Source organism: Paenibacillus sacheonensis (assembly GCF_009909195.1).
GTDB lineage: Bacteria > Bacillota > Bacilli > Paenibacillales > Paenibacillaceae > Paenibacillus_Z > Paenibacillus_Z sacheonensis.
The window spans coordinates 86,973-100,279 of sequence record NZ_JAAAMU010000024.1; the positions used below are offsets into that span (position 1 = coordinate 86,973).

Here is a 13,307-nt window from a genome sequence, read left to right on the forward strand (position 1 = left end):
ACGACGCAAATCGAACGCAAATTAGCCTTGGCAGCCGCGGCCGCCAAGGCTTTTTATAGTAGAAGTTCCTTCGGCCGGGGGAGGCCTCTAAGAAAGGTTGATCGAACGAATCGTCTCTAGCGGAATCTTAGGCTTTCGATCCTCGGTCAGCAGCCCGTTGATCTCCTGCTGCACGTCCGTGATCTGGGTGTAGCAATACCCGCAGACGCTCTCCGTGTCCTTGATCGCCTGCGTAATGCTCCTGAACCGGGCGATGAACGCTTCCTCGTCCTTCACCTGATCGCCGTACCCCCAGCCCTTCTCGTCCGTGAACGCGATGCCCCCGAACTCGCTGATGATGATCGGCTGCCCGCGGTACGCATAGCCCTGCGCCATGGCGAAGCGCCAATTGTTGAAGGCCAATTCGTTGCCGGCGATGCCCGCGATATGCTTGTAACGGGCCAGGAATTTCTCGCCGTATTGCTCGTAATCGTGCAGCGTGAGGATATCGGACACCGTGTGCTCCCAGCCGTCGTTGACGATTACCGGCCGCATCGGATCGAAGGCCTTGGTCAAATGATAGACCGCCTCGGTAAACTGCTGCTGCCGCTTGTCGGAGAACACGTTGCCGATTCCCCACGACTCGTTGAACGGCACCCACGTCACGATAGAAGGGTGATTGTACTGCTGGCGGACGATCTCCATCCACTCCCGCGTGAACCGTTCCACGGCCTCGTCGTTGAATTCGTAGGTCGCCGCCGCTTCCGACCAGACCAGCAGCCCCTTCACGTCGCACCAATAGAGGAACCGCGCATCCTCGATCTTCTGATGCTTCCGGACCCCGTTATAGCCCATCGCGAGGATCGCATCGATGTCCGCGATAATTGCTTCTTCCGACGGCGGCGTCAAATGGCTGTCCGGCCAGTAGCCCTGATCGAGGATCATCCGCTGATAAAGCTGGTCGTAGTTCAACATGACCTTGCCGTTCACGATCGAGATCTTGCGCAGGCCGAAATACGAAGAGACGCGGTCGACGATCCGATCGTCTTCGCGCAGGACGAATTCCACCTCGTACAGCTTCGGGTTCTGCGGACTCCAATACTCCGCGCGCCACTCCCGCTTCTCGCTGATCAAATCCACCGTCGCGAAGAACGCGGCACGGTCGACCAGCTGGGTCGTTTCCTTGATCAGCTCGCCTTCCATGCTGATCGAAGTCGTCAGCCGAAGCGGCTTCGGCGAAGCGCCGAGCGCCACGCGGTAATCGAACCGCACGGCGTTGGCGTCGACGTCTGGCGTCATTTTGACCGATTGCACATGGCTCGCTTCCACGTATTCCATCCAGACCGTCTGCCAGATGCCCGTCGTCTGGACGTACCAGCAGCCGAAGTTCGCGCCGCGCCAGCGCTGCTTGCCCCGCGGCTGCGTGCCGCTCTCGGTATCCTCCGCGCGCACGACGACATGATTATCGCCGCTAGGACGCACGAACGGCGTCACGTCGAAGGAGAACGCGGCGTAGGCACCCTCGTGGCAGCCGGCATATTGTCCGTTGACCCATACCTTCGCCAGATAATCCACGCCTTGGAAATGCAGGACGATCCGTTTGTCCCGCTGTTCCGCTGGCACCTCGAACGTCCGGCGATACCAGACGTAAGGATGGGCGGTTTCGTCCGCGATGCCGCTCGCCTTGGTCTCGTACGAGAAAGGCACCTCGATTCGAAGATTCGAAGGGAACGCGTCGAACCAGCGGGCCGCCTCTCCTTCGTTCCGATCATCGAAACGGAAATCCCATGTCCCGTTCAAATTGAGCCAGTCCTGGCGGACGAATTGCGGCCGGGGATAATCCGGCCGATATATGCTGAGCGTCAAAGCTGTCACCCTGCCTTCATTTTATGAGTTGTAAGATAGCCGTATTAGGAAAGGCCGTCACCGTCTTCCGGCAGCGACGGCCTTTCGATTCGCATGCAATGCGGCATGCAATATTCGCATGCTGTAAATGCACGCTTTATTCGCATTCAAAAGCACGTGCCGTTCGATCCATTAATCAACCCGCCTCGGGCAGCGGCGCGACGCCGAACGCATCGAACCGCGAAGACGCGGAGACGGACTTGAAGCCGACCCGCCCGTGCAGGAAGGCATCGTCCGCGTCGTCGGCATACCGAATCGCAGGTTTCGCCGCGTCCCCTACATAGACGGAGATGACGCTTCCCGCCGCCGCCACCTTGAGCCGGACCATCTCGCCGGCCTTCGGCATCGCCATCGCAGCGTCGGCAAGCGACGTCGTATCGTAATCGTGCTTCGCAAGATGCACGCCCTGCACGTCGACGTACGCGAAATACCCGCGCTGGAAATCGCTGCGGTTCTGATTCAGCTCCGCGCCGTTCGCCGGCTCCGTCACCCGAACCAGCAGGCCGGTCTGCCCGCCTTCGTCCGGTACCGTCACGTCGGCTTCGACCGCGTAATCGCTCCAGCCGTCCTCGCCCGTCAAGATCTTGCCGTCCTCCGAAGAAGACGCGCGAAGCTGGCCTTCCTTCACCGACCATTGGCCGTCGTAAGGCGTCCAGCCGCGAAGCATCTTCGCGTCGAACCCGTCCTGCTTCGCCGCGACCGGCACGTCGGGCGATGCCGCGAACCAAGCCGCGCTCAGCTCGCCCTGCTCCACCTCGAGCGTCAGGCGATGCGGACCGGCGCTCAGCTTCGCGCCGCGAACGGAGACCGTCTGCCACGAAGCGCCGCTGCCGCCGCTCGGCTTGATCTCGACGTCATCCGTGACCGGCTTGCCGCCTTCCGTCAGCCGCAGCCGCGCCCCGCCTGATGCCGACACCCGGAAGTCGAAGCGGTACGTATCGGTCTTGGCGGCGTTGACCCGATACGTCAACGGCCCCAAAGCGTGCAGCTTCGCCGCGGCGAATCCTCCCGCTCCGTCGTCCGCGAGCATGGACCGGCTCGCAGCGCCGGCTTCGTCCTGAAACGCATTGACGCGCCCCGGCAGCGGCGCATACGCCAAGCCCGTACCGCTGCCGTCGATCGAGCCGCTGAAAGCGACATAGCCGAAGTCCGCGTCTGCTCCCTCGACGGCATAGCCGATCTGCCCGGCCCCGGCTTCCGCCGGCAGCGCCATCGTCAGCAGCTTCATCCCTTCCGCGTAGACCCGCAGCTCGCCGCCGGCCTTCTCGATCCGCACCGTCTGCAGCTGTCCGAGATCCAAATTGCCGGGAACCTTCGCCGATTGTTCCGCTGCCGCTTGGCCGTTCTTCACGTAACGCGCCTCCAGCGTATGGTCCGCCGCATTCCACTCGGCGATGCCGTAGTTGGCGCCGTCGACGTAAGAGAACACGACGCCCGACTTGCCCTTCCCCTCGGTCAGATGGCGCACGTGGAATTCGGCCGTGTAGCTGGCCGGCGTCTTCTCGCGCGCGACCAGCGTCGACAACGCCGGCCGGTCTGTCCCCTTCGCCGTCAACCCTTGCTCGGCCGTGATGGACCAGTCCGCATCTCCCTTGCTCTTCCAAGCCTTGCCGAGCTTCGTCCGATCGAACCGGTCGGCGAACGCAGGCAGCGCCGGCGCCGGCTGCGCCTCCGACGTCGGGCCCGCGACCTGCAGCCGATTGCCGTCCCAGACGATGCGGTCGATATTCATATGCCGCAGCGGCCCCACGACGCCGTGACCTTCCAGGTTGTGGTACACCATGTACTGCGTGTCCAGATCGGGACCGGTCACGACCGAATTATGGCCCAGGCCGACGGTCGCGCCTTCCGTCCGCAGCAGCACCGGATTATTCGCCTGCCCGGCGAATCCTTGCAGCGGCGAATCGCTGACGGCGGCATCGACGCGGTAGCCGGCGCTGAACACATGGTTGCCCGTATAGGTCATGTAATACTTGCCGTTATGCTTGAACACGGTCGGACCCTCGGTCCAGCCGCCCATGTACGCGCCCGTTTGCGCTTCTTCCGGCGCGACGGTCAGCGGATCGGTCATCGGCGCCGACTGAATGCCGGACGGCCCCGCGTAATAGAAGTACCACTGCCCGTCGTCGTCCACGAACGTCGTGCCGTCGATCGTGCGGCCGAAGTTGTCGGTCGCGACCGTGAACGGCCCCGTCGGCTTGTCGCCGACCAGCACGTAGTGTCCTTGGCCGGCAGGCGACGTGTACATGTAGAACTTGCCGTTCCAATACCGGACTTCCGGGGCGTACGCCCCCGTCGTCACGGGATCGTCCGCGGCCAAGCCTTCGTACGTCCAGTCGACGAGATCCTCGGAGCGCCACACCTTGACGCCCGCGTCGGTATCGCGCGTGCTGACGTAGAGATAATAAGCCCCGTCGAAGGCGAAGACGAACGGGTCGCCAAGTCCGTAATCGCCCCACTCGTCGGCCAGCTTGATCGGATTCGCGTACGTGCGCTCCAGCGCGGGCCCGGGTACTTTCTTCTCGCCGGCGTCGTCATTGTCCGCGCAGCCGGCCGTCCCCAAGCAAAGCAGGAGCAGGAGCGATCCCGCCCATTTCATGCGCGACATGCGGCCGTTCCCCCGTTCTCCGTGATTATTGGCCTAACACGATCTTGCGGATCTGCTCGAGCGGCAGCTTCGGCTGACGGTCGTACGTCAGCAGGCCGTTAATCTCCTGTTCCACGTCGGTCAGCTGCGTGTAGCAGAAGCCCTGCACGAGCGGCGCCTGGCGGAGCGGCTCTACCACGTTGCGCAGGCGCGCCTCGAAATCGGCTTCGTCCTTCGCGCCGGAATAGCCCCAGCCCTCCCAGTCGCCCTTCTGGAACGAGATGCCGCCGAACTCGGTCACGAGAATCGGCTGGCCTTCGTACGGGAAGCCCGGCACGAGGATCCAACGGTTGCCCGGACGGGCGGCAAGCGCCTTGTCTGCCGACGAGTACCGATCGGCCAGTACCTCGCGGCGCCATTCGTAATCGTGGATCGTCACGAGATCGGTCTTCACGAGCTCCCAGCCGTCGTTGGAGATGACCGGACGGGTCGGGTCGAGCGATTTGGTCATATGGTACATCGCCAGCGTATGCTGGCGCTGCTGCTCGTCGACGAGAATGTTGACGACGCCCCAGCTTTCGTTGATCGGCACCCAAGCGACGAGGCAAGGGGCATTATAGTCGCGTTCGACGGCCTCGATCCATTCGCGCGTGACGCGGCCGACGTACGATTCCGAGAAGTGGTACGCGTTCGCCATCTCGCCCCATACGAGCAGGCCGAGCCGGTCCGCCCAATACAGGTAGCGCGGATCCTCGATCTTCTGATGCTTGCGGGCGCCGTTGAAGCCCATTTCCTTCGTCAGCTCGACGTCGCGCTTCAGCGCTTCGTCGCTCGGCGCCGTCAAGAGCCCCGTCGGGAAATAGCCTTGGTCGAGCACCATCCGCATCTCGTACGGGCGGTTATTCAGCAGGACGACGCCGTCTTCGATGGAGATCTTGCGCATCCCGAAATAGGTGTCTACGCGGTCGGTCTCCTCGCCATCCACGACGAGCGTCAGGCGCAGGTCGTACAGGCTTGGCTTCTCCGGGCTCCACCAGCGGCCGAGGCCGTGGTCGTTGAAATCATGAATGCCGATGATGCGCGTCTCCGATTCCCGCGTCACGCGGAACGTATCCTCCGAGACGAGCTCGCCCTCGAACGACACCGTCGCGCGCAGCGATACTTCCGCTTCGGGGCGCAAGCCGCCGATGAACGCCTGCAGCTTCAGCTGGTTATGGTCGATGTCCGGCGTCATGCGAACGCGGCCGATATGCGTCGGCGCGACCGGCTCGAGCCATACGGACTGCCAGATGCCCGTCGTGCGGGTGTAGAAGATGCCCGCGGATTTCTCTTCCCAGAACTGCTTGCCGCGCGGAAGCGTGACGTCCTTGCTGTAATCGACCGCTTTGACGACGAGCAGGTTCGCGCCGTCCATCAGGGCATCGGTGATATCGGCCTTGAAAGGCGTATGGCCGCCTTCATGCGCGGCCACGAGCTTGCCGTTCACCCAGACGCGGCATTCGTAATCGACGGCGCCGAAATGCAGCACGATGCGCTGGTCCGCATAATCGGCTGGAATCCCGAACGAGCGGCCATACCACACGATGTCGTGGAAAGCCGTGTCCGCGATGCCGCTAAGCTCGCTCTGGTAGCAGAAAGGGACGTTGATCTTCGCCTCGAAGGCGCCGGTTCCGTCCTGCCATCCCTCGCGTTCCCCGACATTGCCGTCGTCGAAGGCGAAATCCCATTCTCCGTTCAAATTCATCCAGCGGTCGCGAACGAACTGCGGGCGCGGGTATTCTTCTCTAAGTTGTCGTTGTTGCATGTTCTCTCCCACTCCTTGTACGCTTCTGTCTATCTTTCTTCGTGATGATCCAGACGCCGAACGAGGCGACGGCCAGCAGCGCTGCCGCCATCCATAGCCCGTCCAAGGCGCTTAGGAGCAGATTGTTTTGTTGGTTGCCCTTCAGGGCGAAAATAAGCAAATTGCTCATGACGAGGCACCACAGCACATTGCGTCCCATCGCTTCGAACGGGGCGAACGGCGCGGGATAGCGCTCCATCAACCGGCTGAGCATATAGTAGCCGTACAGCAGCAGCGCAGGTCCGGCGATCCACCAGATCGAAGGCGGGAACCGTTCCGGCAGCGCGCCGCCCGCCAACCACTTCCATAGAAATGCGCCGGAGGCGAGGACAGCGCCCGCCAGCACGCGCCAATCCCATACGATGCGATAGCGGGCGAACAGCATGCCGACGATATAATAAGGAAAATATTGCAGGACCGGAAACGACGCGAAATCGCGCGTGCCGACCAGCGGCCCCAGCTTCATCGCGTGGACGGAGCCGTAGGGCAGGTAAGTCGCCGCGAGCAGCAGCCCCGCGATCGCGAAGCCGAGCCATTTTCGCTCCGCCAGCCGCTTGAGCGGCGCGAACAGCACGAGCCCGAGCACCATCAGATACGCGAACGACCAGAGAAACTCCGACCATCCGGGCATGTCGTTCAGCAGCAGGATCGGCTTGACGTTCGCCCACGAGAGCACTCTGCCGTCGATGAACAGACGGTACGCCGTGCCGGATACGTAGAAGGCGATCAGCGTCTTGAGCGCCGCGGCGAGCATGCGGGGAGCGGCTTCCCGGAACGATTTGCGATAATAGGCCAGCTGGGCCACGTAGCCGAAGCTGAAGACGAAGCCCGAGAACGTAATCAAATTGATGATATCGATGACGTGCTGCCCGTTCGGATAGATCTGCTGGTCGCTGAAAAATTGCAGGACGTGGCAGTACACCATCCCCAGGACGAGCAGTCCTTTGAACAGGTCGATTGCTCTCTCGCGCCTCGGCGCGGCCGGCGCCCCGCTCAACCTTTAATACCGGACAGGCTGACGCCTTTGACGATCTGGCGTTCGAAGACGAGGAAGAGCAGCATGATCGGCAGCGACGCGATCGTGTTCACGACCATCGGCTTGACGTAGTCTTCCGAATAGGAGCTCATCAGCGTCGGGATGCCCATCGGCAGCGTGAACAGGTTGTCGTCCGTAATGGACAGGAACGGCCAGAGAAAATTGTTCCACGAGCCGATGAACGTCAGAATCGCCATCGACGCGAGCGCCGGACGCGTGAGTGGCAGCATGATGCTTTGGAAAATGCGCCACGTGCCGCCGCCGTCGATCTGCACGCTCTCGAGCAAGTCGTTCGGCACGCCGTCGAAGAAGCTCTTGAGCACGATGACCGCGAACGGCGAGGCGAGCGCCGGAATGATCAAGCCTTGGTACGAGTTCAGGAGATTCATGTCCTTGGCGACTTGGTAGAGCGGAATAATGATGGCTTCGCCGGGAACGAGCAGGCCGGCCAGGATGAAGAAGAACATGAACGAACGATAGCGGAACGGCACCTTGGACAGCACGAAGCCGGCCATCGCCGCGATGATTACCGTCAGGACCGTCACGCAGACGGCGACGAAAAAGCTGTTCAGCACCCAATTCGAGAGCTTCGTGCCGCTCAGGATCTGGTCGTAGACCGCGAACGAATACGGCGGCGTGAACCAGTCGAGCACGGTGACGATCTTCATGCCTTCTTCCTTGATGGACACGACGAGCATCCAGACGATCGGAGCCAGGAAGAACAGCGCGAAGAGAAGCGATACGATGCGGTAGACGTTTTTCATTTAAGCGTTCGCTCCTTTCCGGTTGTTCAGCCAGTATTGGAAGACCGACAGCACGAGCAGAATCGCGAACAACATGTAGGACATCGTCGCCGCGTAGCCGAGGTTGTTCTTCTTGAAGCCCGTTTCGTAGATCAATTGGATGATGGGACGCGTCTTGTCGAGCGGTCCGCCGCCGGTGATGATGTAGATCTGCAGAAACACTTTGAAGGAAGCGATGATCTGGAGCATCGTGATCGTCTTCGTGATCGGATTCAAATACGGGAACGTGATCCGGAAGAAGATCTGTCTATCGTTCGCGCCGTCCAACCGGGCGGCCTCGTAGATTTCATCGGGAATTTCCTGCATGGCCGACAAGTACAGGATAAAATTGAAGCCGACGGTCCACCACAGCGTGATGACCGCGATGGCGATCCAGGACAGGTTCGTCTCCGTCAGCCAGAAAATTTCGGTATTCTCCGGGAGCAGCCGAATCAGATGAAGCGCCGAATTGACGAGCCCGGTATACGGTTGAAACACGAAGAGGCCCAGAAACGATGCGACCGCCACGGACAGTACGCTCGGCAGGAAGAAGATGCTGCGATAGAAACGCTGAAGCCTGGACTTGCGATTGGCGATCATGGCCAGCACGATGGCGAGCACGACCATGGCCGGCGTGGTCAGCAGGACGAAGATGCCGGAGTGCCCGATGGCCGCCCACATGTCTTTGTCGTGAAGCATGGCGGAATAGTTATCCCAGCCGACGTATTTCATTTTGCGGATCAGCGTCCATTTATAGAACGTCATGTTTACGCCTTTGATCATGGGCCAGATCGTGAACAGAATATAGACGACCAGAAACGGCAGGAGATATAGAAGCGCCTGCACGTCCGCTCTCAGCTTGCTCATTCTCATTTTGCGGCTTCTCCTCTCCATTTCGCCGCAGAGCTTGCAGCCATAAACGGCCGCAAGCTCTCGGGAAACGATACGATATGAATCGAACTACTCGCCGATCGGACTACTCGTCAAGGACCTTCTGAACGCCTTCTTGCAGTTTCTTCATGGCGTCCGCCGGGCTCAGTTTGTTCGCCCATACTTCGTTCAGGACTTTGAAGGACGCATTGTCGCGAATTTGCCAGTTTTTCGTGGACGGCTTGTTGAACTTAACGGTCGAGGCAACCGACGCATAGTCGCTGCGGTAAGGCATCGCTTTGTAATCGGCGTTCTCAAGCACGGACGGCTTGGACGGAATGTGGCCCGCTTTCGCCCAGATTTGGCCGTTGGATGCGATCCAATCCGCGAAAATCATGGCCGCTTTGCGTTTCGCCGCATCTTCGGACTTCGTCACGGGCAGGATGATCGTGTGGGAATCGCCCCATGTCGCTTCTTGGTCGAAGATTTTCGGAATCGGCATCGCGCCGAACTCGAGGCCTTTCGTCGACTCCCAAGTACCCGTTGCCCATACGCCGGTCATCATGATCGCCGCCGTGCCGCTTTGGAAATTCTTGTAGAAGTCAGGGTCGTTCTTCTTGATGTAACCGCCCGTGTAGAGCTTCTGGATATAGTCGGCCGCTTTGGCGCCTTTATCCGCATCGACGGATGCCGTCTTCAGGTCGTCGGCGACGATGTCGTTGCCGCCTTGCTGGGAGTACAGCGACCACCACAGACGGTAAGGGTCGTCGTTGGAATTGGACAGCGCGAACGGCGTTACTTTCGCCGGCAGTTTCGCTTTCAGCGTGTCCAGGAACTTCATGAAGCCGTCCGCGGATTGTTCCAGAACCGGTTTGCCGTCTTCGCCGAGAAGGCCGGCATCCTTCAGCAGCTTTTTGTTGTAATACATGATGAACGGATGGGTATCGATCGGAGCGGCATAGTGCTTGCCGTCGACGACCGTTGCGTTCAGCAGGTTCTGATTGTAGGAGCCCCAGTCGACGCCTGCATCCTTCGCGGCATCGTCCAGTTCGGTCACGACGCCTTGATCGATCAGATCGGGCAGGCGCGACGTGTGTGAAATCCCTACGTCGGGGCCGTTGCCGTTGCCGACCGCCGTAATGAGTTTCGTATAGTACTCGCCCCAGACGAGCTTGGTGTTCTTGACTTGAATGTTCGGGTGCGTCTTGTTGAACTCGTCGACAAGCGCCTGCATGTTCGCGCCGTCTCCGCCGTCGAACAAAGTCCAGAAGGAAAGGTCGACTTTCTCGTCGCTGTCCGCGGGAGCCGCGTTGCCGGCATCGGCATTGGTGCCCGCGTTATTGGTCGGTGCCGTATTTCCGCCGTTAGCGCTTCCATTGTTGCCGCCTTCGTTGCTGTTTCCGCCGTTGCCGCCGCAAGCGGTCAGGAGCAGGGAAATCGAAAGCAGTGACGTCATTGCCAGTGAATAAGTCTTTTTCATGGTTGGCCTCCCTATAATTCTATCATTCCGGTCTAGAAACAAAATATGTTTCTTGATTTGTTACACACATCTTGTTTCTATGACCTTATATTAGCTGTCGTTTTTACGGATGTCAACGGTTTCATTCAACATATTTGTAACTAAACAGACAAAATAAACCTTTAACTACAGGGATTCTGTAATTAAAGGTTTATTATTCGCATGATTTGCCGTTTTTAGTCGAGACGGCCGATTGGGCATAGTAATCGAGTTAGCAAAGCTAACCAAGTTAACCTAGTTACCCCGCCAAGATTGATTGAGTACTCAACCAATCATTGAATGAATCAGGTTACCCAAGTTAGCTAGTCAAGTTTTAATCGAGCACGTACGTCACTTTCATCGCGATCTCCTGCTCGTAATCGCCGAAATGCCGGCCGAACAGGTTCACGCCGCCTTTATGCACCGCGTCGTCCTTCACGCCGATCCGGAGCTTGACGCTCGGCCGCTGCTTCAGGTTCAGGTCCGCCAGCTTGACGTCCGACACTTCCCGCATATCCAGCGTCGTCCGCTCCTCGTTGATGATCCAGGTTTTGAGCAGCCCGTATTGGGTCGCGACGTCCAGCCACCAGGACGGATTCAGCTTGCCTCTCCGGTCTCCGAAATCGCCGGGGCTCGTCCAGCAGCCGATCTCCCGCCCATTGACCCACAGCGTGATGTCCGAAGGCCAGTTATGATCGTAATTCGGCGCTTCCGAACACATCTCCATCGCGAATTCGAGCGACTTGATCCGCGCGCCCGACGGCAGATCGAGCGGCAGCTGATATTCGACGTAGCCCTTGCGGAACCAGATCAACTGGGCATCGATATGCTTCGGATGGTAGAACTGCACCGGCTCGTCTTCTTCGAAGAGCACCTTGTCCGCTCCCGCGATGCCGCAGGTCGGGTACACCTCGCAGTCGCTGTAATGGCCGATCGGAATCTCGATCCTGTATTCGAGCGCCTCGCCCTTCGGCGGCAGCTTGGGCGCGTTGAAGCCGATATGGATGTCGTCGTAGTTGCGGCTGCATACTTTCATCGCCCCGCGCGTCGCCGGGAGCAGCTCGGTATTGATCAGGCCGGCGGCTTCCAGAATCTTGACGTTGTTCGCCACGGTCGAAACCGGGAGACTCAGCGCTTCCGCGATTTCCACGACATTCATTCTCTTGGTGCTGAGCAAGTGAAGAAGGTCGACGCGCGAACGCGTGGATAACGCATGCGCCACGGCCACCAGCTCGTCCGGTTCGTCAAAACTAAGTTCCAGCACGCCAAAACCCCACTCCATAAAGTGATTTGATACAAGCATTATACACAAAACAGCGTTTTCAATCAACAAAACTGCATTAAAACATGATTATTGTAGGATTGACTGAGGTCAGGACTGCTGCTTTTCGTCCTGCATGCCGTCGCACTGTCCGCCAGCGCCCCTCGCCGAACTCCCGAACCCGAATACGAACTCGAGCCCGAGCCCGAACCGAGCCCGAAAGTGGACCGGCAATCGAAAAACACCTCCGTTTCCCCCAGCAACCGCCCATTCCGATACCACGGCTTTGGATGAAGACTAAGCAGCTGCGGTGCGGACGATAGCGGCGCGCGTATTCACAGATTGTTCTAGGTGCAGGGGGTATGGCGTTGCGCGAATATGCGCGAGGTTTGCGTTATGCGTGCTGTGATGTGGCGTATGTGCAGCGATGCGAATTAAGGGTTATGTGCACTTATTTCGGAGCGACGAACGGGGTAAGTGCGTTCTCCTAGGGCGAACGAACCGAATAAGGCGTGTCTGTGCTTATTTCGGCGCTTCTCGTGAAACGACCAGGATACAGGCGTTCTCCTACGGCGAGAACGAAATAAGGGCGTGTCTGTATTTATTCGGCACTTCTTGTGAAACGACCAGGATAAGGGCGTCCTCGTACGGCGAACGAACGGAATAAGGGCGTGTCTGTAATTATTTCGGCACTTCTCGTGAAACGATCAGGATACGTCCGTTCTCAAGCGACGACTGAACGAAATAAGTGCATATCTGCAATTATTTCGGCTCTTTTTCGTGAAACGAACGGAATAAGTGCGTATCTGCACTTATTTCCCGAATGACAGCCTTATAAGCATACATAAGCTCAAATTAAGTGCACATTTGCACTTATTGATCTCGATTTGCTCGATTATCCGATAATAAGTGCATTTTTACACTTATTTTTCTCCGGGCATCGTTTTATCCACTTGAACGGAGGGTTATGAAGGCGCTCCGACCCCCTCGCTGAACGAACTCGAACTCGAACTCGAACTCGAACTCGAACTCGAGCCCGAACCGAGCCCGAAAGCGAACCGGCATTCGAAAAACACCTCCGTTTCCCCCAAGGATGGGGTTCGTCCACAATCCAAAAAGCCGCAAGCCGGGTTTCATCCGGCTTGCGGCTCTTCTTAGTTCGGGGCGGTCAAGCCCGCGACCAGCTCCGCGATCTGCTGCTGCGTCGGCAGGCGGTGCGCGTACGCGTCGAAGCGCGCTTCTTCGTCCCAGCGCACGAAATCCGCGACCAGCGGCGCGGTCTGCGGCGGCAGGCTCAGCGCCGCCGCGTATTCGCGCGCCGTGCGGTGCGGAGGCCTCGCGCCGCACTGCTTGTACAGCTCGCGCCACAAGGCGTCCGCGAGCTGGAGGAACTGGCTGCGGGCCGCGGTATGCCGGCCCGCGCGCAGCGCGCTGCCGTAGCGGCGCAGCGCCGCTCCGAACGCGAAGCGTTCGCGCCGGCGGCGCGCCGCCGAGGCGAGCCCGGCCGCGCCGACAAGGGCGGCGGCGCAGGCCGCCTTGGCCCATT

At 59.6% G+C, this 13,307-nt stretch carries 9 protein-coding genes; all 9 read right to left on the minus strand.

Features of this window, described 5'->3' with window-relative positions; translation table 11 throughout:
• Positions 1-87 precede the first annotated feature (87 nt).
• Positions 88-1,845 carry a glycoside hydrolase family 2 protein gene (locus GT003_RS28485; RefSeq protein ID WP_161704410.1) on the minus strand — a complete coding sequence of 586 codons (1,758 nt, stop codon included), beginning with the start codon at positions 1,843-1,845 and terminating at the stop codon, positions 88-90.
• A gap of 175 nt (positions 1,846-2,020) precedes the next feature.
• Positions 2,021-4,492 (minus strand): family 43 glycosylhydrolase, encoded by a 2,472-nt coding sequence (locus GT003_RS28490; protein WP_161704412.1) that lies wholly within the window; start codon positions 4,490-4,492, stop codon positions 2,021-2,023.
• 25 nt (positions 4,493-4,517) lie between these two features.
• Positions 4,518-6,275, minus strand: a complete 1,758-nt coding sequence (locus GT003_RS28495) for a glycoside hydrolase family 2 protein (protein ID WP_161704414.1) — start codon at positions 6,273-6,275, stop codon at positions 4,518-4,520.
• Entirely contained in the window at positions 6,256-7,311 is a 1,056-nt protein-coding gene (locus GT003_RS28500; protein ID WP_161704416.1) for an acyltransferase family protein, read from the minus strand. The genes GT003_RS28495 and GT003_RS28500 overlap by 20 nt, the downstream gene beginning before the upstream one ends.
• Positions 7,308-8,114, minus strand: coding sequence for a carbohydrate ABC transporter permease (locus GT003_RS28505; protein WP_161704418.1), 807 nt, complete (start codon positions 8,112-8,114; stop codon positions 7,308-7,310). Before GT003_RS28505 ends, GT003_RS28500 begins: the two co-directional genes overlap by 4 nt.
• On the minus strand, positions 8,115-9,005 hold the full coding sequence (locus GT003_RS28510) for a carbohydrate ABC transporter permease (protein WP_161704420.1): 891 nt from the start codon (positions 9,003-9,005) through the stop codon (positions 8,115-8,117).
• 103 nt (positions 9,006-9,108) lie between these two features.
• Positions 9,109-10,482, minus strand: a complete 1,374-nt coding sequence (locus GT003_RS28515; protein WP_161704422.1) for an ABC transporter substrate-binding protein — start codon at positions 10,480-10,482, stop codon at positions 9,109-9,111.
• Positions 10,483-10,834: 352 nt separating this feature from the next.
• Complete coding sequence (locus tag GT003_RS28520) at positions 10,835-11,764, minus strand: helix-turn-helix domain-containing protein (RefSeq protein ID WP_161704424.1); 930 nt, start codon at positions 11,762-11,764, stop codon at positions 10,835-10,837.
• A 1,151-nt stretch (positions 11,765-12,915) separates the two neighbouring features.
• Positions 12,916-13,307, minus strand: a 392-nt coding sequence (locus GT003_RS28525; protein WP_161704426.1) for a DUF4129 domain-containing protein, incomplete at its 5' end; no start/stop codon positions are given.

What these genes read in the sequence shown, in the direction of transcription:
- GT003_RS28505 (WP_161704418.1), bottom strand. Translation starts at nt 8,114, where the DNA reads ATGAAAAACGTCTACCGCATCGTATCGCTTCTCTTCGCGCTGTTCTTC.
- GT003_RS28515 (WP_161704422.1), bottom strand. Translation starts at nt 10,482, where the DNA reads ATGAAAAAGACTTATTCACTGGCAATGACGTCACTGCTTTCGATTTCC.
- GT003_RS28510 (WP_161704420.1), bottom strand. Translation starts at nt 9,005, where the DNA reads ATGAGAATGAGCAAGCTGAGAGCGGACGTGCAGGCGCTTCTATATCTC.
- GT003_RS28490 (WP_161704412.1), bottom strand. Translation starts at nt 4,492, where the DNA reads ATGTCGCGCATGAAATGGGCGGGATCGCTCCTGCTCCTGCTTTGCTTG.
- GT003_RS28495 (WP_161704414.1), bottom strand. Translation starts at nt 6,275, where the DNA reads ATGCAACAACGACAACTTAGAGAAGAATACCCGCGCCCGCAGTTCGTT.